General features: G+C 71.5%; 23 protein-coding genes. 8 read left to right on the top strand and 15 right to left on the bottom strand.

Annotated features, from left to right (window positions below; all coding sequences use genetic code 11):
- Nucleotides 1-78: 78 nt before the first annotated feature.
- Nucleotides 79-1,413: a potassium transporter TrkG gene (locus tag AB0C01_RS10175; RefSeq protein WP_357253946.1), complete on the top strand. Its 1,335-nt coding sequence runs from the start codon at nt 79-81 to the stop codon at nt 1,411-1,413.
- 17 nt (nt 1,414-1,430) lie between these two features.
- Nucleotides 1,431-2,099, top strand: coding sequence for a TrkA family potassium uptake protein (locus AB0C01_RS10170; protein WP_357253944.1), 669 nt, complete (start codon nt 1,431-1,433; stop codon nt 2,097-2,099).
- 41 nt (nt 2,100-2,140) lie between these two features.
- Here AB0C01_RS10170 and AB0C01_RS10165 read toward each other — a convergent pair whose 3' ends face one another.
- The 7 genes from AB0C01_RS10165 to AB0C01_RS10135 all read right to left on the bottom strand — a co-directional run bounded on the left by AB0C01_RS10165 (nt 2,141) and on the right by AB0C01_RS10135 (nt 10,865).
- The gene (locus tag AB0C01_RS10165) at nt 2,141-3,805 is read right to left on the bottom strand and encodes a serine/threonine-protein kinase (RefSeq protein ID WP_357570877.1); all 1,665 of its coding nucleotides are present in this window, start codon (nt 3,803-3,805) and stop codon (nt 2,141-2,143) included.
- Nucleotides 3,806-3,876: 71 nt separating this feature from the next.
- Complete coding sequence (locus AB0C01_RS10160; protein ID WP_357253940.1) at nt 3,877-5,439, bottom strand: fused MFS/spermidine synthase; 1,563 nt, start codon at nt 5,437-5,439, stop codon at nt 3,877-3,879.
- Between the two features lie 36 nt (nt 5,440-5,475).
- Nucleotides 5,476-6,492 carry a hypothetical protein gene (locus AB0C01_RS10155; protein WP_357253939.1) on the bottom strand — a complete coding sequence of 339 codons (1,017 nt, stop codon included), beginning with the start codon at nt 6,490-6,492 and terminating at the stop codon, nt 5,476-5,478.
- Nucleotides 6,493-6,684: 192 nt separating this feature from the next.
- Nucleotides 6,685-7,494, bottom strand: a complete 810-nt coding sequence (locus AB0C01_RS10150; protein WP_357253937.1) for an inositol monophosphatase family protein — start codon at nt 7,492-7,494, stop codon at nt 6,685-6,687.
- Entirely contained in the window at nt 7,487-7,939 is a 453-nt protein-coding gene (locus AB0C01_RS10145; protein ID WP_357253935.1) for a response regulator, read from the bottom strand. The genes AB0C01_RS10150 and AB0C01_RS10145 overlap by 8 nt, the downstream gene beginning before the upstream one ends.
- Nucleotides 7,936-9,669: an ATP-binding protein gene (locus AB0C01_RS10140; protein ID WP_357253933.1), complete on the bottom strand. Its 1,734-nt coding sequence runs from the start codon at nt 9,667-9,669 to the stop codon at nt 7,936-7,938. Before AB0C01_RS10140 ends, AB0C01_RS10145 begins: the two co-directional genes overlap by 4 nt.
- Nucleotides 9,666-10,865: a fused response regulator/phosphatase gene (locus AB0C01_RS10135; RefSeq protein ID WP_357253931.1), complete on the bottom strand. Its 1,200-nt coding sequence runs from the start codon at nt 10,863-10,865 to the stop codon at nt 9,666-9,668. Before AB0C01_RS10135 ends, AB0C01_RS10140 begins: the two co-directional genes overlap by 4 nt.
- 393 nt (nt 10,866-11,258) lie before the next feature.
- On the opposite strand from AB0C01_RS10135, the gene AB0C01_RS10130 reads away from it, so the two are divergent.
- Nucleotides 11,259-13,577: a M28 family peptidase gene (locus tag AB0C01_RS10130; protein ID WP_357570958.1), complete on the top strand. Its 2,319-nt coding sequence runs from the start codon at nt 11,259-11,261 to the stop codon at nt 13,575-13,577.
- A 175-nt stretch (nt 13,578-13,752) separates the two neighbouring features.
- Here AB0C01_RS10130 and AB0C01_RS10125 read toward each other — a convergent pair whose 3' ends face one another.
- A complete protein-coding gene (locus AB0C01_RS10125; RefSeq protein ID WP_357570876.1) occupies nt 13,753-14,235 on the bottom strand; it encodes an SRPBCC family protein in 483 nt (160 codons plus the stop codon).
- Nucleotides 14,232-14,552 carry a metalloregulator ArsR/SmtB family transcription factor gene (locus AB0C01_RS10120; protein ID WP_357570875.1) on the bottom strand — a complete coding sequence of 107 codons (321 nt, stop codon included), beginning with the start codon at nt 14,550-14,552 and terminating at the stop codon, nt 14,232-14,234. Before AB0C01_RS10120 ends, AB0C01_RS10125 begins: the two co-directional genes overlap by 4 nt.
- A 116-nt stretch (nt 14,553-14,668) precedes the next feature.
- Between AB0C01_RS10120 and AB0C01_RS10115 the strand changes: the two genes are divergently transcribed.
- The gene (locus tag AB0C01_RS10115; protein WP_357570874.1) at nt 14,669-15,046 is read left to right on the top strand and encodes a hypothetical protein; all 378 of its coding nucleotides are present in this window, start codon (nt 14,669-14,671) and stop codon (nt 15,044-15,046) included.
- 121 nt (nt 15,047-15,167) lie between these two features.
- On the opposite strand, the gene AB0C01_RS10110 is transcribed toward AB0C01_RS10115, so the two are convergent.
- The 5 genes from AB0C01_RS10110 to AB0C01_RS10090 all read right to left on the bottom strand — a co-directional run bounded on the left by AB0C01_RS10110 (nt 15,168) and on the right by AB0C01_RS10090 (nt 17,999).
- Nucleotides 15,168-15,773 carry a DUF2625 family protein gene (locus AB0C01_RS10110; protein ID WP_357570873.1) on the bottom strand — a complete coding sequence of 202 codons (606 nt, stop codon included), beginning with the start codon at nt 15,771-15,773 and terminating at the stop codon, nt 15,168-15,170.
- A 78-nt stretch (nt 15,774-15,851) separates the two neighbouring features.
- A complete protein-coding gene (locus tag AB0C01_RS10105) occupies nt 15,852-16,385 on the bottom strand; it encodes an SUKH-4 family immunity protein (RefSeq protein WP_357570872.1) in 534 nt (177 codons plus the stop codon).
- Nucleotides 16,386-16,392: 7 nt separating this feature from the next.
- On the bottom strand, nt 16,393-16,647 hold the full coding sequence (locus AB0C01_RS10100; RefSeq protein ID WP_007465523.1) for a Smr/MutS family protein: 255 nt from the start codon (nt 16,645-16,647) through the stop codon (nt 16,393-16,395).
- A gap of 113 nt (nt 16,648-16,760) precedes the next feature.
- Nucleotides 16,761-17,129, bottom strand: coding sequence for a tetratricopeptide repeat protein (locus AB0C01_RS10095; protein WP_357370359.1), 369 nt, complete (start codon nt 17,127-17,129; stop codon nt 16,761-16,763).
- A gap of 99 nt (nt 17,130-17,228) precedes the next feature.
- Nucleotides 17,229-17,999: an ROK family protein gene (locus AB0C01_RS10090; RefSeq protein ID WP_357370361.1), complete on the bottom strand. Its 771-nt coding sequence runs from the start codon at nt 17,997-17,999 to the stop codon at nt 17,229-17,231.
- A 62-nt stretch (nt 18,000-18,061) separates the two neighbouring features.
- Between AB0C01_RS10090 and AB0C01_RS10085 the strand changes: the two genes are divergently transcribed.
- From AB0C01_RS10085 to AB0C01_RS10075, 3 genes are all read left to right on the top strand, one after another.
- Nucleotides 18,062-19,699: an ABC-F family ATP-binding cassette domain-containing protein gene (locus tag AB0C01_RS10085; protein WP_357570871.1), complete on the top strand. Its 1,638-nt coding sequence runs from the start codon at nt 18,062-18,064 to the stop codon at nt 19,697-19,699.
- Between the two features lie 38 nt (nt 19,700-19,737).
- Nucleotides 19,738-20,046 (top strand): hypothetical protein, encoded by a 309-nt coding sequence (locus AB0C01_RS10080; protein ID WP_357253917.1) that lies wholly within the window; start codon nt 19,738-19,740, stop codon nt 20,044-20,046.
- A 314-nt stretch (nt 20,047-20,360) separates the two neighbouring features.
- Nucleotides 20,361-21,086, top strand: coding sequence for a methyltransferase domain-containing protein (locus AB0C01_RS10075; protein ID WP_357253915.1), 726 nt, complete (start codon nt 20,361-20,363; stop codon nt 21,084-21,086).
- A gap of 16 nt (nt 21,087-21,102) precedes the next feature.
- On the opposite strand, the gene AB0C01_RS10070 is transcribed toward AB0C01_RS10075, so the two are convergent.
- Nucleotides 21,103-22,110, bottom strand: coding sequence for a LacI family DNA-binding transcriptional regulator (locus AB0C01_RS10070; protein WP_357570870.1), 1,008 nt, complete (start codon nt 22,108-22,110; stop codon nt 21,103-21,105).
- Nucleotides 22,111-22,257: 147 nt separating this feature from the next.
- Here AB0C01_RS10070 and AB0C01_RS10065 point away from each other — a divergent pair, with 147 nt between their 5' ends.
- A complete protein-coding gene (locus tag AB0C01_RS10065) occupies nt 22,258-23,772 on the top strand; it encodes an alpha-N-arabinofuranosidase (protein ID WP_357570869.1) in 1,515 nt (504 codons plus the stop codon).
- The last annotated feature ends 46 nt before the right edge of the window (nt 23,773-23,818 follow it).

Below are 23,818 nucleotides of genomic sequence, written 5' to 3'. Positions count from 1 at the left end.
TCGATGGCTGGCCGGAAGGTGAATCTCCGGAATGCGCGTTCCCCCGCCAGGCGACGGGCGGAAAAGGAAGATTGTCTGGTGCGCCGGTTCTTCCGCAACCCCGTGCGGCTGGTGCCGTTCGCCTTCCTGGTGCCGATCCTGCTCGGTGCCGGGCTGCTCATGGCACGGTGGGCGACCATCGATCACCAGCGTCCGCCGCTGGTCACGGCGCTCTTCACCGCCACCTCGGCCGTGTCCGTCACCGGCATGGCGGTCACCGACACCCCCAACTACTGGTCCGGTTGGGGACTGCTGGTGATCACCCTGCTCACCCAGCTCGGCGGTCTCGGCATCCTCACCGCGGCGGCGCTCGTCATCCTGGTGGTCTCGCGCCAGCTCGGCCTGCGCAACCGGCTGCTGGTGCAGGCTGAGACGGCGGAGTTCGGCATCGGTGACGTGGGCCGGCTGCTACGCCGGATCGCGATCACCGTCTTTGCCTGCGAGGCCGTGCTGACCGCTCTGGTCGCCGGCCGGCTCTGGTGGTCGTACGACTACCCGCCCGGGCGGGCGCTCTGGTCGGGCGTGTTCCACGCCGTCCAGGCGTTCAACAACGGCGGCTTCGCGCTCTACACCGAGGGCCTGCTGGCCTTCGACCGTGATCCGTGGGTGTCACTGCCGTTGGCGTTCGGGGCCATCGTCGGCGGGCTGGGGTTTCCCGCCCTGTTCGAGGCCGTTCGAGAGTGGCGCAAGCCGGCGGGCTGGGCGGTGGCCACCAAGCTGACCATCTGGGGCAGCATCGCCCTGCTGCTGCTCGGTTTCGTCGGCCTGCTCGCCGCCGAGTGGACAAACGCCAGCACCATCGGCTCGTACGACGCCGGAGGCAAGGTGCTCGCGTCGTTCACCCAGATCGCGCTGAGCCGCACCGGCGGTTTCAACGTGCTGAACATCGCCGATCTCCAAGAGGAGAGCTATCCGCTGCTGATCGTGCTGATGTTCATCGGTGGCGGCAGCGCCAGCACGGCCGGCGGCATCAAGGTGTCCACGTTCTTCCTGCTCGCGTTCACCATCTGGGCGGAGTTGCGCGGCGAGCCCGACGTGACGGTCGGGCACCGCCGGGTGGCCACCGCGAGCCAGCGGCAGGCGGTGACCGTGGCCCTGCTCAGCGTCGCGCTGGTCACGGCCGGGACCATGCTCCTGCTGCTGCTCACCGAGGGCGTGCGGTTCGTCGCCGCCCTGTTCGAGGTCACCTCGGCGTTCAGCACCACCGGGCTCACCGTCGGTCTCGCCAGCGAGCTGCCGGCCAGCGGTCAACTGGTGCTGACCGTGCTGATGTTCATCGGCCGGGTCGGGCCGCTCACCCTCGGGTCGGCGATCGCCCTGAACACCAGGCGCAAGCTCTACCGCTATCCGCAGGAACAACCAATTGTCGGCTAGGAGCGAGGAGGGTCGAGGTGTCGGCGAGACGATCGGACGGCGGCGGCATCGTGGTGATCGGGTTGGGTCGGTTCGGCTGCCACCTGGCCGCGTCGCTCACCCGGATGGACCGCGAGGTGCTGGCCGTCGACCGTAACCCGGACCAGGTGCAGCGCTTCTCGGACCAGCTCGACCGGGTGGTCCAGGCCGACGCGACCGAGGATGGGGCGCTGCGGCAGCTCGGCGTCACCAGCTTCGGCCGGGCGGTGGTGGCCATCGGGGCGTCGGTGGAGGCGAGCGTCCTCACCGTGCTGGCGTTGGTCGAGTTGGGTGTGCCGCAGATCTGGGCACGGGCCACCTCGCAGAAACACGCCAAGATCCTGTCGTCGGTGGGCGCGCACCACGTGATCTTCCCGGAGGCGGAGACCGGCGACCGGGTGGCGCACCTGATCGTCAGCCGGCTGCTCGACTTCATCGAGTTCGACGACGACTTCGCGATCGCCACCGTCCGGGTGCCGGAGTCGCTCGTCGGGCGCACCCTGCTCGACCTGCGTCCGGAGGAACGATCCGGGGTCCGGGTGATCGGCGCGAAGGCACCCGGCGAGCGTTTCCGGTACGCCTCGGACGACACGGCGCTGGCCCAGGGTGGGGTGCTGGTGGTGGAGGGTGGCATCGACCAGGTGCAACGGTTCGCGGGACGACGCTGACCGTCACTTCTTACCGCCGTGCCCCTTCCCCTTGCCCTTTGTCACTTCCCCGCTTTTCCCGGACCACCACCCGGCCCCTTGCCCTTGCCCGGCTTCTCAGGCTTGGCCTTCGTCGCTCCGCTGCCCGCAGCGGGGCCACCCGGGCCGCCGCCAGCCGTCGCCGCCTTCGGCGGGGCCTTGGGCAGGGTCTCCGTCGGGGTGGCCGCCTGGCTCGGCGGGGCCGTGGACGGGGCACTGCCGGCGACCCCGGAGACGCGCACCCCGCAGGCCACCTCGCCGAGTCGGAACTCGACAGGCAGCGGGTTCGCCCCGCTGTACGTCCCGGTGAGGGTGAGCTTCTCGGCGGCACCGGGCGCCAACGTGTTGCGGTGCTCCGCCGGCCGGACCAGCACGGTGCTTCCCTGCTGGTACGCGGGTGCGGGTTCCGACTTCGTCACCGTCTGCTGACCGGGGAAGCTGAAGCTCATCGCCCAGTCCCGCAGCTCCCGGTCGCCGGTGTTGGTGAGCGTCAGGTCCGCGGCGAAGTCGGTGCCGGAGTCCGTGCGCAGCGCGTACGCCACCTCGCACGGCACCTTCGCCGGCAGACCCATCCGGGCCTCGGTTGTCGGCCGTCCCTCACCGCTTGCCGGACTGCGTGAGGTGAAGCCCCACATCGCCCCGGTGACCGCGATCAGCCCGACGGCGGCCACCCCGGCCTCCACCCGCCGCCGCCGGGTCACCCGCTGCCGGACTCGCCGGTCCCGATTGCGGGTACGCGACAGCGGCAACGCGTCGGTCGCCGCCGACCAGGGCAGGATCGTGGTACGCGCAGCGCCCAGCAGGGCCGGGTCCAGGGGTCCGCCGGCCGGGGAGACCGGCACCGCCGCGAGCATGCCGGCCGCGTCGGCGAGGATCCGGGTCACCTCGGCGGTGGCCGGTCGGTCGGCGGGCCGCTTCGCCAGGCAGCGCCCCACCAGCTCGGTCACCTCGTCGGGCAGCCCCTCGACGGCGGGCATCGGTTCCGGTTCGTTGTACATGTGTGCGCGCAACATCTGGGTGGTCGTGGTGGCGCGCCACGGCAGCCGCCCGGTGAGCATCCGGTAGAGCAGCAGCCCGACGGCGTACACGTCGGTGGCCGGGGACACCTGGCCGTTGTCCAGCCGTTCCGGGGCGAGGTACGCGGGAGTGCCCAGCAGCGCGCCGTCCGGCCCCTTCTCGCTCTCCCCCACGAGCGCGGAGATGCCGAAGTCGACCACCTTGACCCCGGTCGACGTGAGCATGACGTTGCCCGGGGTGACGTCGCGGTGCACCACGCCGCGGGCGTGCGCGGTGGTCAGCGCCGAGCTGACCTCCGCGCCGATCGTGACCGCCTCGCGCCAGGGCAGTTGGGTCTCCCGGCCCAGCCGGCTGGCCAGCGAGGCGCCGTCGACCAGCTCCATCACCACGTACGGCACGGTCAGACCGACCTGCTCGGACTCGCCGTAGTCGTACACGTTGGTGATGTTGGGGTGGCAGAGGCGTGCGGCGGCCTGCGCCTCGATCCGGATCCGGTGGCGGAACGCGCGGTCGCTGGCCAGCCTGGAGGCCAGCACCTTCACCGCGACCTGACGGCCGAGCACCTCGTCGTAGCCACGCCACACCACGGACATCCCGCCCGCGCCGAGCTGCTCGATCAGTCGGTACCGCTCATCGAGGAGCTGCGCGCCGTTTCGGTCCCCACTACCCATGGTGACCGTTGTTGCCCAGGATCAAACGTCCTACACCTGGAGTGTCGGAATCGGTCAGAGTTGTCACTCGATCAGGCGGTGGCCAGCAGTTGGTCCACCGGGGCGTAGTCGTCGGTCAACACCAGCGCCCCGCCGACGAAGTCCGTCAGCTCGGTGCCGGAGAGCAGGCTGACCTTCGGGTCCACCTCGGCCAGTCGCGCCCGCACGGCCTCCAGCGGCAGTGGCGCGTCGGAGCCGACGATGAGGAAGTTGGAACCCTGCTCCTCGGCGAGCGCCTCCGGCGGCGCGATCAACGCGACGTGCCGGAACTCGGCGGCCACCGTGGCCAGCTCGGCGCGGATGAACCGCAGTGGCGGGTAGTCGATCACGTTCTGCACGTACACGCCGCCGGGGCGGGTGACCCGCCGGACCTCGGCCGCCATCTCCCGGGTGGCCAGGTGCCAGGGCACCACCAGGTGACCGAACGCGTCACCGACCACCAGGTCACGGCTGTCCGTCGGCTCGTCGCCGACGAGCATCCGGGCGTCGCCCACCACCGCCCGCAGCTCCGGCCCGGTCCGTACGCCCAGCTCCTGCTCGCCCAACTCGACCAGCCCACCGTCGATCTCGAACACCACGTTGTCGGTGCCCGGCCGGGTGGCGGTCAGGTAGCGCGGCACGGTGAACCCGCCGCCGCCCAGGTGCAACGCGTCCAGCCGCTGACCGGCCGGCGCGGCGACGTCGGCGACGGCTCCGATCCACTTCGTGTACGCGTACTCCAGGTGTTTCGGGTCGGCGAGGTCCACGTACGAGTGGTGGGCCGAGTTGAGCAGCAGCGTCCGGCCGGTGGGCCGGTTCGGGTCGGTGGTGACCCGGGCGCAGTGGTACGCCGTCTCGATGTCGCACGGGTTCGGTGCCACGGTGGCGAGGCCCGCCCCGACCAGGCCGAGCACGGCCAGCGCGGCCCGGGTCCGGGCCGGACCGGGCAGCTCGGTGGGCTCCTGTCGGCGCAGATACCAGCCGAGGCCGATGCCGACCAGCCCGAGCGCGATCGCCAGGGTCACCAGGATGACCGTGCTGCGCAGGGCGGCGACCAGCACGAAGCCGGTGAGCAGGGTCGCGGTGATGCCGCCCAGGGTGCCGATCCCGGAGAGTCGACCGACCACCTGGCCGGTGCGACGCAGGTCGGCTAGTTGAAGCTTCACGACCAACGGGGTGACCGCGGCCAACAGCGCGGCCGGTACGAACACGGCAAGCGAGACCAGGAGCAGGATGCCGCTGGCCGCGCCACCGCGCAGCACCTCTCCGGCGTACCGGACGACGGGCAGGGTGACGGCGGTGGCGATGCCAGCCAGCACGAGCGCCGGGGCCAGCAGGCCGCGCGGGTTGCGCCGGTCGGCCAGCCAGCCGCCGGTCCACGCCCCGTAGGCGATCGCGGCCAGCGCGACACCGATCACCGAGCTGGTCACCTGGAGGGTCACCCCGACGTACGGGCCGACCAGGCGCAGCGCGACGGTCTCCAGCACCAGCACGGCGCCGCTGGAGAAGAAGACCAGGAAGGCGGCCAGGCCGTTGGGCAGCGCCCGGCCGGTGACCGGCACGGACGGGGCGGCGGCGGCCGGCGGGGCCGCGACGTCGGGCGGTGGGGAACTCATCGTCGCGATGGTACGCAGTGAAGCTGGGGCCCAGGGTCAGTACAGCGATAGATGAACGTGGTTCGTGTGGGACGCGGCGGGACTGCCGCTGCCGCTGTACGAACGCCACCCGGTGCCGGGATGCCAGATCTGCCGGTACCAGATCACGTAGAGCACGCCCAGTCGGTCGGCGTTGCGCACGTGCCAGGCGGCCAGGCTGTCGCCGTACGCCTTGTCGCCACCTGTCGCGTTGCGGTCCTCGAAGCCGTTGGTGGCCGCGGCGAAGTCGCAGGCCCGCCCCTTCGGGTGCTCCCCGCCGCCACCGCTGCGCTTACAGGAGACGTGCCGCTTGTAGCCGGCCGCCTGGGTCTGCTTGAGCGCGTTGAGGGTGCGCGGGGTGATGCAGCCGGAGGTGGTCGGGTCCTTCACGGAGCAGGACTCCGACGGCCAGGATCCGTCGGAGTTACGCGGCGCGGGCTTCGCGGAGGCGGAACTGCCCCCGCTGAAACCGTTGCTGCTGCCCGAGCTGACCTCGGCGAGCGCCGCCTCGGCCTCCTTCTTCTTCTTCGCCATCACGGCGAGCTGCTTCTGCTGCTCGCGGACCTCGGCGTCGATGGCGACCTTGGCCTCGTGCGCCTGCTGCCGGGCTGCGACGAGATCACGCAGCCGCTTGCTGTCCCGCTGGGCCATCAGGTCGAGATCGCTGGCGCGCTCCAGGAACGCCTGCGGCGTGGCGGTGTTGAGCAGCATCGACGCCGGCCCGAGCCGACCGATCCGGTAGGACTGAGCGGCGACCTCGCCGACCTGGGCGGTGAGCCCACCCATGCGACCCTCGATCGCCGTCAACTCGCCGGTCAACGCCGTCTGGCGGCGCTTGGAGTTGTCGAGCTTGGCCTTGGCCTCGATGTGCCCCTTGGCGGTCAGCTCCAACGCATCCTGCAGCTTCTTGCTGCCGCCCTCACCGGGCTCGGCGTACGCCGGCACGGCGGCACCGCCGAGCACCAGGGCGACGGCGGCGAGCAGAGTGAGCAGGGTGCGGCGACCGAGCCGCGGGTCGAGCCTGGTCCTGGGCACGAAAGCGTCCTTCCGTCGACCGCCGGCCCCCGGTGAACAACTGCGCGGCGGCGTCCCCACCGGCGCCGGTCGGCGGCCTGCTGGCGGAGACCGCCGTCACGATACCGGACGGTGAGCCGCTGGCCAGCCCCCCGACGCCGGGAACGCCCCGATGTCGACGGAGCGTTCCGACGCCGTCGCGCAGTGCCCGGATCAGGGGGCGAGAAGGGCTTCGCGCACCTCGGTCCAGACCTGCTCGTTGGCTGCGACGAGCAGACCGTGGCCGTCGTCGGCGGGGTGGTAGTCGACACCGTCGAACCGGCGGGCGACGCCACCCGCCGCGCGGACCAGCACGGTGCCCGGGGCATGATCCCAGGGCAGGGTGCGCCAGAAGAGGACGAACTGCTGCTCGCCGGTGAGGATGTCCAGGTATTCCCGGCCGGCGCAGTGCTGGCCGGGCAGCAGCTCGCCGAGCCGCCGACCGCCGGCGCGGACCCGGTCGCGGGTCTCCGGCGGCAGGAACCGGGTCATCGCCGCGCCGCGTAGCTCGCCGAGCGGCGGCACCGGGATGGTGCCCTCCACCGGCTGGCCGTTGAGCAGGGTGCCGTCGTCCGCCCAGCCCCCGGCGAGGGTGTCGGCGAGCGGGTCGAGGATCCAGCCGGCGACCGGCTGCCCGTCGGTCAGCAACGACACCATCAGGGCGAACGGCCGGCGACCGGCGGCGAAGTTGGCGGTGCCGTCGACCGGGTCGACCAGCCAGACGTCACCGGCGTCCCGCAGGTGCCGCAGCAACCCCGGGTCGTCGGCGACACCCTCCTCACCGACCACCGTCGAGCCGGGCCGCAGCCGGCGCAAGCCCGCCGAGAGCAGCTCCTCGGCCCGGCGGTCGGCGACGGTGACCACCTCGCCGGGCGCCTTCTCCGACACGTCGGCGTCGTCGAGTTTGCGGAACAACGGCAGCACGACCTGGTCGGCGGCCTCCCGCAGGAGGTCGCCGACGTCGTCGAGCAGGGTGTCAGCCACGCGGCGGCAACTTGACCACGCTGACGAAGAACTCGTCGATCTGGCGGACCACCGAGATGAAGCGCTCGAAGTCCACCGGCTTGGTCACGTAGGCGTTGGCGTGCAGCTGGTAGCTGCGCAGGATGTCCTCGTCGGCCTGGGAGGTGGTGAGCACCACCACCGGGATCCGACGCAGGTTCGGATCGTTCTTGATCTCTTCCAGCACCTCCCGGCCGTCGCGCCGGGGCAGGTTGAGGTCGAGCAGGATCAGGTCGGGCGCCACCGCGTCCGCGTACTGGCCCTCCCGGCGCAGGTAGGCCAGCGCCTCGGCGCCGTCGGAGACGACGGTCAGCCGGTTGCGCAGCTTGTGCTCCTCGAACGCCTCCTGGGTCATCAGCACATCACCCGGGTCGTCCTCGACCAGCAGGACCTCGATCGGGCTCTTGCCATCCGCCGGCGCGGTCATCCCACCGTCTCCCTCATGTCACCCGTTCTACCGCTTTCCGGCGCCTCGTCGGCCCGGTCCGGCTGGTCCGAGGAGTCGGACTGCTCGGTCGCCGCTGCCGGAGTCTCGTTCGAGGGCGTGGCGTCGCCCGCCGGCAGGGCCTGCGGCTGCTCCGACGAGTCGGCGGCGGCCGCCGCCTCCAGGTCCGCCGGAAGCGCCGGCAGGGTGAACCGGATCGCCGTGCCCTCCGGCACGTCGGTGTCCACCCAGACCCGACCCCCGTGATATTCGACGATCTTCTTGACGATGGCCAACCCGATGCCGGTGCCCGGGTACGCGTCCTTCGAGTGCAGCCGCTGGAAGATCACGAAGATCTTGTCGGCGAACTCCGGCTCGATCCCGATGCCGTTGTCCTGGCAGGTGATCTCCCACTCGGCGTCCACCAGCCGCGCCGAGACGTGCACCCTGGGTGGCACATCCGCCCGGCGGAACTTGATCGAGTTGCTGACCAGGTTGGCCAGCAGGTTGGTGAGCAGCGGTTCCTCACCGGAGATCACCGGCAGGTCGGTCCAGGTCAGCTCCGCGTCGGCGTACTGCCGCGCGGCCTCGGTCTGACCGGCCACGTCGCCCATCACCTTGTTGAGGTCGACCTCGACGAAGCCGGTGGTGAGCCGGCCGATCCGGGAGAACGCGAGCAGGTCGTTGATCAGGCGCTGCATCCGCTGTGCGCCGTCCACCGCGAAGGCGATGTACTGGTCGGCCCGTTCGTCGAGCTGCCCGGCGTAGCGACGCTGGAGCAACTGGCAGAAACTGGCCACCTTGCGCAGCGGCTCCTGGAGGTCGTGCGAGGCCACGTACGCGAACTGCTCCAGGTCACGGTTGGACCGGGTCAACTCCTCGGCCTGCTTCTGGAGCTGGCTGTTGACCCACTCGATCCGCTCGCGGGCAGCCCGCACCTCGGCCAGGTCGGCGGCGATCTTCTGCCGCATGGCGTCCACGTCGTCGCCGAGCTGGATGAACTCCGGCGGGCCGGTGGTGGCGATGCGGTGCTGGTAGTCGCCCTCGGCGACCTCGCGGACCTGGGTGGCCAGGCCGGTCAGGGGCCGGATCACCATCCGGTCCAGCGAGAGCAGCAGCACCGCGCCGGCCACGACCACCACCAGGGCGGCGACGATCAGCAGTACGACAAGCACGTTGCTGCTGGTCCGCACGTTGTCGGCGGTCTGCTCCCGGGCGGCCAGGACCTCCCCCTGGAGGTCGTTGACCGCCGTGCGCACCTCGTCGAACTGCTGCCGGGCCTGCTCGGTGACGAGTGCCTGGCCCGCGCTGGTGCCGCTCTGCTCGGTGGTGGTGATCACCGGCTCGGCCACCGACTGCCGCCACTGCGTGATGCGCTCCTCGACGGTGCGCAGCTCCTGGCTGATCTGCGGGTAGTTGTCAAGCAGCGACCGCATCGAGACGGTGACGCTCTTCTCCTGGGCGAGCCCCTCCCGATAGGGGTTCAGGTCGTCCGGGTCACCGCTGACCGCGTACCCACGGATCGCCGTCTCCTGGTCGAGCAGCGCGTTGAGCAACTCCTGGGACTGGACCCGCAGTGGGCCGGTCTCGTTCAGGACGGCGTCGATCTGGGTGCGGTTGCGGGCGGCCATCGCCGCCTCCGCGCCGGCCAGGGCGATCAGCAGCACCCCCACGACGGTGAGCAGCGTGATGACCCGCCGGCGCAGACTCCAGCCGCCGACCACCGGCTTCACCGGCCACCACCCCGGCTCACCAGCAGCATGGCCACGTCGTCGGCGAGCGCGCCGCCGTTGAGCCGCTCGGCCCGGCCGACCAGCCAGGCGGGCAGCTCGGGCAGCGACACCGAACGGTTGGCCGGCTCGTCGAGCAGCCCGCTCAGCCCCAACACGTCGAGGCGATCGTTGCCCGCTCCCACCCGCCCCTCGATGAGCCCGTCGGTGTACATCAGCAGGGACCAGTCATCGGTGTCGAACTCCAGGTCGTAGGCGATCGGCCGGCGGGGTCGTACGCCCAGCAGTCGGCCGCCGGGCGCGGGCACCGGGGCGACCCGGCCGCCGGCGAGCAGCAGCGGCGGCGGATGCCCGGCGAGTCGGACTGTCGCACGGTTGGCGTCCAGGTCGAGCCTGGTGGTGGCCACCGTCGCGAAGATCTCCTGAAGGCGGCGCTCACTCATCAGCACCTGCTCCAGCGCGGGCAGCACCTCGTCGTCCGGCACTCCGGCGAGCACAAGTGCCCGCCAGGCCACTCGCAGCTCGACGCCGAGCGCGGCCTCGTCCACGCCGTGCCCACAGACGTCACCGACGATCAGGTCGAGACGGTCCGGACGGGTCTGCACCACGTCGAAGAAGTCCCCGCCGATCAGGGCGGCGTGCCGGCCGGGCCGGTAGAAGGTGTGCACCGCCACCTGGTCGGTCGTCATCAGCGGCTGGGGCAGCAGACCGCGTTCGAGGCGGGCCGACTCGGCCTGCCGCAGCTCGACCTCCCGCAACCGGCGGGCGTTCTCGTCGGCGCGCTTGCGTTCCACGGCGTAGCGCAGCGCCCGGGTCAGCAGCACTCCGTCGACCTGGCCCTTGACCAGGTAGTCCTGTGCGCCCTCGGCGACCGCCACGACGCCCAGGTGCTCGTCCGAGCGGCCGGTCAGCACGCAGACCGCGGCGCCGCTGGACATCTCCAGCACCTGACGCAGCCCGTCCAGCCCCTGCGCGTCGGGCAGGCCCAGGTCGAGCAGGACGCAGTCGACGTCGTTGATCCGCTGCCGCGCCTCTCGCAGGCTGGTGGCGACCAGCAGGTCGATCATCGAGTTGGTCTCGGCGAGCAGCTCACCGACCAGGAAGGCGTCGCCCTCGTCGTCCTCCACCAGCAGCACCCGCAGCCGTTCGCCCGGCGGCAGGTTGGCGTGCCGCGCCAGGCCACCGTGCGGGTACGGCACAACTGGGGACCCGGCCGAGCCGGACCCCCGGTGCGGCCGGGTCACCGCCGCGAGACGCGGGAGTTCGCTGGTGATGTCGGGCTCCTTCCGAGTGCCCTGCTGATCCTGTATTAGACAACGGTCGCACACAACACGATGCCCACGGCACGGGCGGGGATGGGGCGCATCACTGCCCGCCGACTGACAAACCTCGCGGGTGATCGGTGCGGGGCCGTACCGGCCATGCCGTCCGGGACCGCCGGGGGGCAGGATGGTGCCACCCCAGGCCCCACCACCCCCCGAGGAGTTTCCGTGGGCGCACCCCCCACCCCGGCCCCGACTGGCACACCGGCCCGTCCTGCTCCGGGCGTACCCCCTGCGGATCGTGCGCTGACCAGGCCGCACCGGCGGCTCGTGGCCGCCGCGGCGGCGCTCGTGGCGTTGGCCGCCGTGGGCGCCGGCAGCCTGCTCGACCTGCGGACGCCGACGCCGAAACCGGCGGACGCGCCGGTGGGCGAGTTCAGCGCCGGCCGGGCGTACGAGGACGTCCAGGTGATCGCCGCCCGGTCGCACGTCGCCGGCAGCCCTGCCAACGACCAGGTTCGGGCGCACCTTGAGCAGCAGTTGCGCGGGTTGGGCCTGGAGACCGAGGTGCAGGACACCGTGGCCCCGGAGGCCGGGCAGCTCAGCGGCGCGGCGGGCGGGGCGACCCTGGCCCGCGTCCGCAACGTGGTGGCCCGGCTGCCCGGCACCGCCTCGACCGGCCGGGTCTTCCTGGTCGCCCACTACGACTCGGTGCAGACCGGGCCGGGCGGCAACGACGACGCGGCCGGCACCTCGGCCATCCTGGAGGTGGCCCGCGCGCTGAGCACCGGTCCGCGGCCCCGCAACGACATCGTCTTCGTGTTGACCGACGCGGAGGAGGCGTGCCTCTGCGGCGCGTCCGCGTTCGCCGCCAGCCACCCGCTGGCCGCCGACGGCGGGGTGGTGCTCAACCTGGAGGCGCGCGGCTCCACCGGGCCGGTGATCATGTTCGAGACGTCCCGGAACAACGCGAAACTGGTGGACGTCTTCGGCCGGGCCGCCCCGCACCCGGTCGGCACCTCGTTCGCGGTGGAGATCTATCGGGCGCTGCCCAACGACACCGACTTCACCGCGTTCCTGGACCAGAAGTTCGTCGGGCTGAACTCGGCGTACATCGACGGAGGCGCGATCTACCACACCCCGCTGGACACGCCGGCGGCCATGGACCGGGGCAGCCTCCAGCAGCACGGCGACAACGCGCTGGGCCTGGCCCGGGAGTTCGGCCGCACCGACCTGACCGAGCTGCGCTCCGGGCACGACGCGACCTACTTCCCGGTCCCCGGTGGGCTGGTCCACTACCCGGGCACGTTCACCCTGCCGTTGGCCATGCTCGCGGTGGCCGCGGTGGCCGCGCTGGGCTGGCTGGTCCGTCGACGGGGCCGGGCCAGCACCGGCCGGCTCGCCGCCGGCTTCGGGCTGGCCCTGGCGCCGATCGTGGTCGCGCCGGTCGCGGCCCAACTGCTCTGGCTGGCGATCACCACGATCCGACCGGGGTACGCGGAACTGCTCGACCCGTACCGCCCGGTCTGGTACCGCCTGGCCGTCGTGGCGCTCGCCGCCGCCATCCTGTTCGCCTGGTACGCGCTGCTGCGCCGCCGGATCGGCCCGGCCGCGCTCGCCGTCGGCGGGCTGGCCTGGCTGGCCCTGCTCGGGGTGCTGCTCGCCGTGGCGGTGCCCGGCGGGGCGTACCTCACCACCCTGCCGGCGCTGGCCGGTGCCCTCGGTGGGCTGATCGCGCTGCGTACCCGGCAGACCGGGCCGTGGCCGGTGGTGGCGGTGACCGCCGCCGCGGCCGTCGGTGTGGTCATCCTGCTGCCCACCGTGGTGCTGCTCTTCCCCGCGCTGGGGATGGGCATGGGTGGGGTGGCCGCGCTGGTCGCCGTGCTGCTCGGCCTGGCCGCCCTGCCGGTGGTCGACCTGCTGCACCCGCAGGCCGGCGGCCAGCGCGGCGTGCGGGCGTTGCGGGCGCGCCGGCTCGGCCTGCTGCCGGCCGTGGCCGCCGCCGTGGCGACGGTGGTGCTCGCCGGGGTCGGGCTGGGCGTCGACCGGTTCGACGCCGCGCATCCCGCGCCGACCCACCTGATGTACGCGATGGACGCCGGCACCGGCCAGGCCCGCTGGCTCAGTCACGAGAGTGACCCGCAGTCGTGGACGGACGGCTACGTGGACGGGACGGCGGACGTCGGCGACGACTTCCCCGGGCTCGGCGACGGTGAGCTGCGGGCCGGGCCGGCACAGCCGGCGAACCTGCCGGCGCCGAAGCTGGACGTGCTGGGCGACGCCACGTCTGGTGGAGAACGCACGCTGCGTCTGCGGCTCACCCCGCAGCGGGCCGCCCGGCTCGCCACCCTGCACGTCGACACGTCGACGGCCACCGTCCTGCGGGCCGAGGTCGCCGGGCGGGCGGTGCCGGTGGAGCTCCGCGCGGGCAGGTGGGGCTTCGGGCTGGTGTTCCACGCCCCGCCCACCGAGGGCATCGAGGTCACGTTGACCCTGCGGCCCACCGCCGGGCAGGTGGCGCTGCGGGCCATGGACGCCAGTGACGGGTTGGACGCGCTGCCCGGCTTCCGCCCCCGGCCGCCGGCCGTCGGCGTGGTCGGGTCGCACAGCTCCGAGATGCTGGCGGTCGCCCGCACGTACCCCTTCTGACAGACGACACGGTGGTCCGGCCGGCCGCGCTCGGCCGGCCGGTCCCCCCAAGATCGTGCTCGATCCAGGAAAGAGGGCCCTCGACCACGAGCGAGGGGACTACAACCAGGATCGAGCACGATCATGCACCCGCTTTCGTTGCTTGCTGCACTCCTGCGCCGGCTGGGTCGCACCGTTAGCGTTCGCCACCAAAGAGGGCGAGGTAGCGGCTGAGGTAGAGGGGCCACCCCGTGTCGCTGTCGACCCCGTCCCGGACCGACTCCCAGCCGGGGCCGTGCCGGTCGAGGTGCCGGTGCTCCAGCTCGATCCGGGTCTGATCCGGAGTCTCGGCGACGAAGATGACTTCGACCTCGCTGGTGAGGTCCGGATCGGTCTCGACCTGCCAGGTCGGCCCGATATCCCAGCTGAAGAGGACCCGGGTCGGCGGTTCGTACGCGAGGATGCGCGCCCATCGGCATTCGCTGCCGTCGTTACCCCGGTCGTAGATGTGACCGCCAACCCTGGGCTCGAACACGGTCTCGGCGATCGGGGCCTGAAGCAGGTTGTGCTCGCGCGGCTTGAAGTCGCCGAACCGCTCGGTGAACACGGTGAAGGCCCGCTCGATCGGTGCGTTGACGACGATCTGTCGGCGGACCACCGCCGTAGCTGCTTGCGTCATGAACTCTCCTCGGTCGATTCAACGACGTCCTGATAACCGTCAAGCGCCCGTCGCCAGAAGGTGTCGAGCTGGTCCCGTAGAGCGGTCAACCCGACCGGACTGAGCCGGTAGACGCGGCGGGTTCCCACCGACTGGTCGACGACCAGGCCCGCGCCCTTGAGCACCTTGAGGTGCTGCGACACGGCCGGCCGGCTGATCGGCAGGTCGTCTGCCAGTTCCCCGACGGCGTGCGGACGCTCAGCCAGCCGCTGAACGATCGCGAGCCGGCTGGGGTCACCCAACGCCTCCCAGCCCGGGTGCACTCCGTAAGTGGCCACGAACGTAAGCTACGACTTACCGTTACGGTCGTCAAGGCGAATCACCGATCGGCTACGCCGCCCGAGGCGCTCGGTTCGGGACGGCCCGGATCGAGGGTGGTTGTTATCGTCGCCGGATGGTCGCGGGGAGCAACAAGGGCCGGGGCAAGCCGCGCAGGCCGATGTCTGTTCAGGAGCGGGCGCAGGCGGAGCGGGACATCCGCGGCGCGATCGCCGACCTACAGGAAAGTGCTTACGCCAACTTTCGCTCCGCGGTCGCCAACGTCGCGATCTTCTTCGGATTTGTCGGCGTGTTCGGGATCGTCGCCGGGGCGGTTGACGGGCTACGCCTGATCCCCATGGTCGTCCTTGTCCTCGCCGGACCGGTCGGAGTCGCCTACTACCCCTTCCGGCAGCAGTGGAAGATCGCCGTCAGACTGTTGATGACATCGAGCGCGCTCGTGGTGATCGGACTGGCCGGTCTCGTCCTGGTAGCCACGGTTCTGGAGAAATGACGAGCAGCGGCCCGCGCTGAGTACCGGGACGGATGCGCGCTGGAAAAGCAACAGGTCCGTCCTCGATCGGCTCGTCGCCGAAACCGGAGGCGAGCTACTCACCTTGATTCCCGGCGCTGTGTCAGCTGCCAGCGACCATTTGGTGAATCGAAACGAGTTCAGCAAGCGGGATCGGCTTACGGGACACCACCGAGAGATCCTTGCCCTCCCTGGTCCATGGCGGCGGCAGTGTGTGGATCCCCTGATCCAGGGCGACGTTGGCCACCTCGACTTCCCAGCCCGGCCAGCGCAAACCCTCATAGAAATCGGTCAATGAGCCGGCGAGCATCGCCTCCAGCCAGTCGCCATACCCAAGCTCAAGATCTTGCCAAGCCACGTCCTCCGGGCCGAAGTAATGCACCGTCGGCCGTACTCCCGGCTCCGCCTGCAACCACGCGAACTGCCCGCCCATCACATCGAAGGCGACGACCAGACGAGCAGTTCCAGGGACCATCTCGGCAGCCACATCCGGCAGCGCGTCGTGCCCGCCGCCGAGCACCCGAAGCCAACCGTGGTCGATCACCAGCCCGCCACTGTTGGCCACCACGGCACCGAGCCACGACCTGGTCGTGACTTCCAAGGCTGCCAAGCAGGCTGCCGCCCGCTCAAGATTGACCGGCAACACCTCCACCGGATACGGAGCCGCCGCCGCCAACGCCGAAATCTCGGCCCACGCAGACTGTTCCACCCCCGCAGCCTCCCAGGAGCATCAACCACGTGGCTGTGCGGGCCTGCCACTAACCAAGGAAGACGGTGCCCGCCTCGATCAGTAGAGCCACCGGTCGAGCACTCCGGGCCAGAAGTGGGTTGTGTGGTCGCCGTCCCCGTACGCGGGCGGGTCCAGGTCCCTGATGCGTTCCAACAGGTCGGCGATCTCTGCGAGCGCCTGCTCCTCGGCCTGTTCGTCCTCGTCCCAGCGGTCGATGACGGTTGAGCTGGTCAGCCAGCTACCAACCATGTGCAGCGAACACAGCCAGTGGATGATCGTCGAGTTGACGAACGCGGCGCCGCCGTCCGACGACCACAGGTGCACCTCACCGGTCCCCGGCGCGGCGCCGTACACCCAGCGCGGATCGTCGTCGTTCGCCAACCGGTACCTCGTCGGCTCTGCGGAGAATGACACCGCACCGACGAGGCCATCGATCAGCGGTACCCCAGAGGAGCTCAGCGCGGCCTTCTGCGGCTGGGGAAGCCGCCACGTCGCCACGTCCTGCTCTGTAGCCCGCACCACCCGTCCGGTACCAGCCCAGGCCGTCATCGCGTCGAACGCGGGAGGCAGCAGAAGATCATCAGCGGGCACGCCGTCGCTACTTCCAGCGAAAGTGCACGAAGAGGCGACCGAAGTTCTTCGAGTCCTTTTCCACACGGTGGTAGAGCTGCTTGACGTCCTTCTGGTCGAGGAACCGCAGCACCCGCTTCTTGAGCTGCCCCGACCCCTTGCCGGGGATGATCTCGACGAGGGTGGCCTTCTTCGCCACCGCCTCGTCCATGATCCCGCGCAGCGCGCGGTCGATGTCCTGCCCCTTGTTGAAGATCTCGTGCAGGTCCAGCTTGAGCTTCATGCCGCAGCCCCCGCCCGGTCAGGTCCCATGCCCGCCATCCTAGGCACGCCCGGCGGTAAGCCCACCGGACGACGAAGGGGCGGCCCCGAAGGACCGCCCCCGCACGTCCACGCTCAGCGCGTGCCGCCCACCCGGGTTTCCACCCGCTCCAGCGCGATCCGGTAGTCGTCGTTCGTCGCGTACATGGCGGCGGCGATCCGCAGGTGCCGCAGCGCGTCGGTGTGCCGGTTCAGCCGCTCCAGGGTCCGACCGAGCACGTGGTGCGCGTAGTGATCGCTCGGGTCCCGTTCGACAAGCTCGCGCAGGTGCTCCTCGGCCCGGTTGAGCTGGGCCGACTGGAAGTACGCCCGAGCCAGCAACTGCCGAACCGCCGCGTTGCCGGGTTCGGCGTCGACGATCGGCTCCAGCAGTCGGGCCGCCCCGCTCGGGTCACCGGTTTCGAAGAACATGGTCGCCCGCCGGTAGTCCGCCAGAAGATCCATCTGCCCACCTCCTCGGGTCGCACCGTCACCTGTTCCGACGCTGGCACAACGTCAGGCGTTTGGCGACTGTTCCCGAGGCCGAGATCCGGCGAGATCACGTCAGGTTCGCGCGTCCCGGCGGCCTGCGGCCAGCTCCCAGGCGCGGACGCCACCGACGATCCCCGCCGTGTTCGGCACCACCACCACGTCGTCGCCCATCCGGGCCAGCTGCTCGGGCCGGATCAGTCGGGAGTTGCCCCCGCCCAGGTAGAGCCGGTCCCAGCGGAACACCGGGCGGAGGCCGTCCACCACCTGCCGGATCCGCCGGGACCAGAAGGCGTCGCCGAGCCGCCGCCGTTCCGGCTCACCCACGTACGTGTCGTAGGTGGTGCCCCACCGCACCGGCGCGTGCGACAGCTCCAGGTGCGGTGCGAGCACCCCGCCGTCGTAGAGCGCGCTGCCCAGCCCCGTCCCCAGGGTCAGCACCAGCTCGCAGCCGGTGCCGGCGACCACCCCGGCGCCGTGCACCTCGGCGTCGTTGAGCACCAGCGCCGGCACCCCGAACGCGTCGGCCAGCGCTCCGCGCGCGTCCCAGCCGGACCACTCGGCGAGCAGGTCCGGGTCGACCCGGGTGCGCGGGCCGCTGCGGGTCACGTAGTGCGGTGTGGTCACCACCACCCCGTGCCGGATCATCCCCGGTACGCCGACCGTCAGCCGGTCCGCCGTTGGCAGGCGCCCGCCGAGATCCAGCAGGGTCCGGACGAAGAGCGCGGGCGGCAACGGGTACGGGGTCGGCACGCGCAGGGGTCGCGCCCGCATCGTCCCCGCCTCGTCGAGCACGGACGCCTTGATGCCCCCGCCGCCACAGTCGATCGCCAGTGTGGTCACCACGCCGTTGAGTCTGCCCGCTGGGGGCTGGTCGTATGCGGGCGGCCGGATAGGCTCCCGAACTGATGAGCGCCACGATGATCGTCAAGGACCTGGCCGCCGGGCACGGCGACCGCCCACTCTTCGCCGGACTGGACCTGGTGGTGGCCCCCGGCGACGTGGTCGGCCTGGTGGGGCCGAACGGGGCCGGCAAGTCGACGCTGCTGCGTACCCTCGCCGGTTTGTTGCCGGTCGAGGCCGGCACCGTGCGACTCAGCCCGCCCACGGCGAGCGTCGGGCACCTGCCGCAGGAGCCGGAGCGGCGGCCGGGCGAGACCGTGCGGGACTTCCTGGCCCGCCGGACCGGGGTGACCGCCGCGCAGGCGGCGTTGGACGCGGCGACCGAGGCGCTGACCGCCGGGGCGGTGGGCGCCGACGACGCGTACGGCGACGCGCTGGAGCGGTGGCTCGCCCTGGGCGGCGCGGACCTGGACGAACGCGCCGAGCAGGTGAGCGCAGACCTGGGGCTCGCGGTCGACCTGGACCACCCGACGACCGGGCTCTCCGGCGGTCAGGCGGCCCGGGCCGGGCTGGCGTCGCTGCTGATCAGTCGGTACGACGTGTTCCTGCTCGACGAGCCGACCAACGACCTGGACCTGGCCGGGTTGGAGCGGTTGGAGGAGTTCGTCACCGGGCTGCGGGCCGGCACGGTGCTGGTCAGCCACGACCGCGAGTTCCTCCTCCGCACGGTGACCCGGGTGCTGGAGCTGGACCTGGCGCAGCAGCAGGTCAACCACTACGGCGGCGGTTACGCGGCCTATCTGGAGGAGCGCGAGGTGGCCCGCCGGCACGCCCGCGCGGAATTCGAGGAGTACGCCGACACCAAGGCGGGGCTGGAAGCTCGGGCCCGCACCCAGCGCGGGTGGATGGAGAAGGGCGTGAAGAACGCCCGACGCAAGGCCACCGACAACGACAAGATCGGCCGCAAGTTCCGCGCCGAGGCCAGCGAGAAGCAGGCCGCCAAGGCCAAGCAGACCGAACGGCTGATCGAACGGCTCGACGTGGTCGAGGAGCCCCGCAAGGAGTGGGAGCTGCGGATGGAGATCGCCGCCGCACCCCGTGCCGGCGCCGTCGTGGCCACGCTGCGAGGTGCGGTGGTACGCCGGGGAGGGTTCACCCTCGGCCCGGTCGACCTCCAGATCGACTGGGCGGACCGGGTGGCGGTGACCGGGGCGAACGGCTCGGGCAAGTCCACCCTGCTGGCCGCGCTGCTGGGGCGGCTCCCGCTGGACGCCGGCACCGCCTCACTCGGACCCGGGGTCGTGGTGGGCGAGGTCGACCAGGCACGAGGGCTGTTCCTCGGCGACGCGCCGTTGATCGACGCGTTCCACGCGGCCGTACCGCACATGTCGCCGGCAGACGCGCGGACCCTGCTGGCCAAGTTCGGCCTACGGTCGGCGCACGTGCCGCGACCGGCGGCCACCCTGTCCCCGGGTGAGCGGACCCGGGCGGCGCTGGCGCTGCTCCAGGGCCGCGGGGTCAACCTGCTGGTCCTCGACGAACCCACCAACCACCTGGACCTGCCCGCCATCGAGCAGCTCGAGTCGGCGCTGGCCAGCTATCCCGGAACGTTGCTGCTCGTCACGCACGACCGGCGAATGTTGGCCGCCATCGAGACGAACCGTCGGCTCCGGGTGGACGGCGGGCGGATCGCCGAGGATTGATCCGTGCCCGCGCGGCCGCGCGGGGTGAGAATGACGCCATGCTCAAGTGGGAGTACGCCCTGCTGGTCCGCCGCCGCCAGGCGGCGAGCAACGACCTCGGCTGGGAGGTCGTCTTCGTCTGGTACGGCCCGGACGGCTCCATGGTCGACGTGACGCCGTACGGCGACACCTCGCTGGCCCACCTGAACCGGGCTGGTGACCAGGGCTGGGAGTTGGTCGCGATGAGCGAGGACCCGTCCCTGCCCGGCCACCACGAGTTGCACCGCTACCACCTGAAGCGGCCGAAACCCGCCGCCCCGCAACCCCGCCAGCGGGTGCGCGGGGGCCGTCGGACCCTATCGGGCTGACCCGACCGGCCCGGCCCGTCGGTGTGGGGCAAGGCTCTCGCCAGGCCGACCGCCGGCCTGCGGCGAGGCGACCTGGCCTGCCGCGTGTTCGCAGGAGCCGATCTGACCGGTGGCGGTTCGGCACGGGACGGCGTGCCTCCGTTGAGCCTGATGCCCCTGAGTCATCTTGATGCCGGTGTGGCATCAAGATGATTGCCGTCCTGCCCCGCAACCTGCGACACGCCCATGCCCGCCGCGCCGGAGGGGGCGACGACGCGGACGAGCCGGGCATAGCGGGCGCGATTGCGGGTATCGCGCGGCGGGAGGTGGCCCGCATGGTCGCTTTGGCACAGACTCCACCCTCGGCCGACCGGCTGCGGGCGATCGACGATTCCCTCGCCCAGGCATGGGCGGACCAGGCTCGGCACGACGACCGGCTGCGGGGCCTGGCGGTCGAGGTGCGGTTCGACCGGGGGGTGGCCCACCTCACTGGGGACGTGGCCGAGCCCGCCGAGCTGCGGCTGGTGCGGGACCTGGTGGGGCGACTGGCCGGCGTCTACGGCGTCTGGTGCCGGGTCGGCGTCGGCGGGCGGGCGCCGGTCGTGGTGGACCTCGGGTGCGGTCCGACCAAGCAGTGGTCGACCAACCTGGGGCTGGACATCTACCCGGCGCCGGGGGTGAACGCGGTCGCGGACCTGTCCGGCTCGCTACCGCTTGCCGACGATTCGGTGGATGTCCTCTTCGCGGTGCACATCCTGGAGCACCTGATCGACTTCCTGCCGCTGGTGGACGAGTGCCACCGGGTACTCCGTCCAGGCGGCGTGCTGCACGTGATGAGCCCCTGGTGGGGGCACGTGAACGCGGTGGCCGACCCGACTCACGTCCGACTGATGGACGTCCAGACGTTCAAGGGGATCTGCCAGGGCCGGCCACCCGGCGCCCCGCGCTGGTATCCCCTGCACGCCGGCTGCGACGGCGCCTCGATCTTCGCCGACCTGACCCCCCTGCCCCCGAAGGCCGAGACCGCAGCAAAGTCCCACCTGGCCCGCTTCTTCGACTGACCCACCCGGCCCGACGTCAGGGGGTCCGGGTGGATTCGCGGAGTTCCAGGCGGTAGGGGGCGGAGAGCTCTCTCGTCGGGGCGGAGCGGTCGCCGTCCAGCCGGTTGGCCAGCAGTTCGACGGCCAGTTCGGCGATCCGCTCCTTGTCCGGGGCGACGGTGCTGAGCGTGGGAATGGAGAACCTGCCGTCCTCGATGTCGTCGAAGCCGACCACCGCCACGTCCTCGGGCACCCGCAGGCCGGCCTCGTGCAGAGCGCGCAGGGCACCCAGGGCGAGCGTGTCGTTGAAGCAGAAGACGGCGTCGGGGCGTACGCCGGAGGTGAGCAGGCCCCGCATGGCGGCCGCGCCGTCGGCGCGATGCCAGGCCGACGCGGGCGCCACCAGGGTTTCGTCGTAGTCGAGCCCGGCGGCGCGCAGCGCGTCGGCGTAGCCGGCCAGGCGCAGCCGGGCGCTCGCGCCCTCGTCCGTGCGCTGGGAGCCGATGGCCGCGATCCGGCGGTGGCCGAGTTGGATCAGGTGCTCGGTGATCTGCCGGGCGGCGGTCACGTTGTCGATCACCACGCGATCCGCGGGGCCGTGCTCGACCCGCTCACCGAGCAGCACCATGGGGGTGCCGTCCAGGCCGGCCAGGTCCTCGGCGGTGAGTGCCAACGGGCTGAAGATGAGCCCGTCGATGAGGTGGTCGGTGATGCCGGAGGCGACCACCCGTTCCTGTTCGCGTCGACCGCCGGTCTGGTCGATGAGCACCGTCCAGCCGTACGCGGCGGCGGCGGTGACCACGTAGCGGGCCAACTCGGCGAAGTACGGGATGTCCAGTTCCGGGACCGCCAGCGCGATCACGCCGGTGCGGCCCTTGCGCAGGTGGCGGGCCGAGAGGTTGGGCCGGTAGTTGAGTTCGGCGATGGCCTCCTCGACGCGGGCACGGGTGTCCGGCCGGACGTGCAGGTAGCCGTTGACGACGTTGGAGACGGTCTTCACCGACACTCCGGCCCGTTCGGCCACGTCCTTGAGTCTGTGTCGCACTCCGCAACCTCCCCGAGGTAACCCAGCGCACCCTACCTTGTCACCTGCTCTTTACAACGTTGCCTACAACGTTGTAGAAACGATGGACACCGGGTGAACGGTGACTGCGCTCACCCGGGCATCGGCACGAGGAAAGGTGGCACCCCCTTGCGGACCGCGCAGCTGACGGTCGATCCGGCCTTCTCCATCGGCCCGGCCGACCGACGCCTCTTCGGCTCCTTCGTCGAGCACATGGGGCGGTGCGTCTACGGCGGCATCTACGAGCCCGGCCACCCCAGCGCCGACACCCGTGGCCTGCGCCGCGACGTGCTGGACCTGACCCGCGAGCTGGGCGTCTCGGTGGTCCGCTACCCGGGCGGCAACTTCGTCTCCGGCTACCGCTGGGAGGACGGGGTCGGCCCGGTCGGCAACCGGCCGCGCCGGCTCGACCTGGCCTGGAAGACGATCGAGACCAACGCGTTCGGGTTGGACGAGTTCATGACCTGGGCCACCGAGGCCGGTGTCGAGCCGATGATGGCGGTCAACCTCGGCACCCGCGGGGTGCAGGAGGCCCTGGACCTGCTGGAGTACACCAACCACCCGGGCGGCACGGAGCTCTCCGACCTGCGGCGCAAGCACGGCGCCGAGGATCCGTACGGGGTGCGACTGTGGTGCCTCGGCAACGAGATGGACGGTCCGTGGCAGGTCGGCCACAAGACCGCCGACGAGTACGGACGCGTCGCCGCCGAGGCCGCCCGCGCGATGAAGATGATCGACCCGTCGATCAGCCTGATCGCCTGCGGCAGCTCCAACCGGCGGATGCCCACCTTCGCCTCGTGGGAGGCGACGGTGCTGGAGCACACCTACGAGCACGTCGACTACATCTCGGCGCACACCTACTACGACCCGTCCGACGGCGATCAGGCCAGCATCCTGGCCTCGGCCGTCGACATGGACAACTTCATCACCGAGGTCGTCGCGACCGCCGACCACGTGGCCGCCAAGCAGCGGCACAGGCGCAAGCTGAAGATCTCCTTCGACGAGTGGAACGTCTGGTACGAGTCCCGCCTCCAGGCCGACCTGGACCGGCGCGGCTGGGTCGAGGCTCCGGCGCTGATCGAGGACACCTTCACCGCCGTCGACGCGGTGGTCGTCGGTGATCTGTTGATCACGCTGCTCCGGCACGCCGACCGGGTCGGGGTGGCCGCGCAGGCCCAGCTGGCGAACGTGATCGCGCCGATCCGCACCCGCACCGGTGGCCCGGCCTGGCGGCAGAGCATCTTCCACCCGTTCGCGCTGACCGCCCGCTACGCGCGGGGCACCGTGCTGCGTACCGAGCCGGTGTCGCCGCGCTACGACACGAAGAAGTACGGGGACGTGCCGGTGCTCGACACCGTCGCCGTGCACGACGAGGAGACCGGTGAGTTGACCGTGTTCGCGGTCAACCGGGACTCCACCGATCTCCCGCTGGAGATCGACCTGCGCGGCATGCCGGGTATGTCCGGTCTGTCGTTCGAGTGCATCGCTGCCGGCTCTGACCCGTCGGCGACGAACACCGAGGCCGAGCCGGACCGGGTGACGCCTCGGGACCTACCGATCCCCACCCCCGACGGCGGCCGGTGCACCGTGCTCCTGCCCGCCGTGTCCTGGAGCGTGCTCCGTTTCGGCCCGGCCAGCGCCTAGCTGTCGCACCTGGCTGAGCAGGCACAATTCATACCGTCCCCCCTCA

The organism is Micromonospora sp. NPDC048905 (assembly GCF_040649655.1).
Classification (GTDB): domain Bacteria; phylum Actinomycetota; class Actinomycetes; order Mycobacteriales; family Micromonosporaceae; genus Micromonospora.
The sequence above is the reverse complement of the archived record's forward strand: the minus strand, read 5'-3'. Positions and strand labels throughout refer to the sequence as shown.

Coding starts and splice junctions, on each gene's coding strand:
- AB0C01_RS10165 (WP_357570877.1), bottom strand. CDS start 3,805: ATGGGTAGTGGGGACCGAAACGGCGCGCAGCTCCTCGATGAGCGGTAC.
- AB0C01_RS10160 (WP_357253940.1), bottom strand. CDS start 5,439: ATGAGTTCCCCACCGCCCGACGTCGCGGCCCCGCCGGCCGCCGCCGCC.
- AB0C01_RS10080 (WP_357253917.1), top strand. CDS start 19,738: ATGCTCAAGTGGGAGTACGCCCTGCTGGTCCGCCGCCGCCAGGCGGCG.
- AB0C01_RS10075 (WP_357253915.1), top strand. CDS start 20,361: ATGGTCGCTTTGGCACAGACTCCACCCTCGGCCGACCGGCTGCGGGCG.
- AB0C01_RS10085 (WP_357570871.1), top strand. CDS start 18,062: ATGAGCGCCACGATGATCGTCAAGGACCTGGCCGCCGGGCACGGCGAC.
- AB0C01_RS10100 (WP_007465523.1), bottom strand. CDS start 16,647: ATGAAGCTCAAGCTGGACCTGCACGAGATCTTCAACAAGGGGCAGGAC.
- AB0C01_RS10115 (WP_357570874.1), top strand. CDS start 14,669: ATGGTCGCGGGGAGCAACAAGGGCCGGGGCAAGCCGCGCAGGCCGATG.
- AB0C01_RS10095 (WP_357370359.1), bottom strand. CDS start 17,129: ATGGATCTTCTGGCGGACTACCGGCGGGCGACCATGTTCTTCGAAACC.
- AB0C01_RS10125 (WP_357570876.1), bottom strand. CDS start 14,235: ATGACGCAAGCAGCTACGGCGGTGGTCCGCCGACAGATCGTCGTCAAC.
- AB0C01_RS10145 (WP_357253935.1), bottom strand. CDS start 7,939: ATGACCGCGCCGGCGGATGGCAAGAGCCCGATCGAGGTCCTGCTGGTC.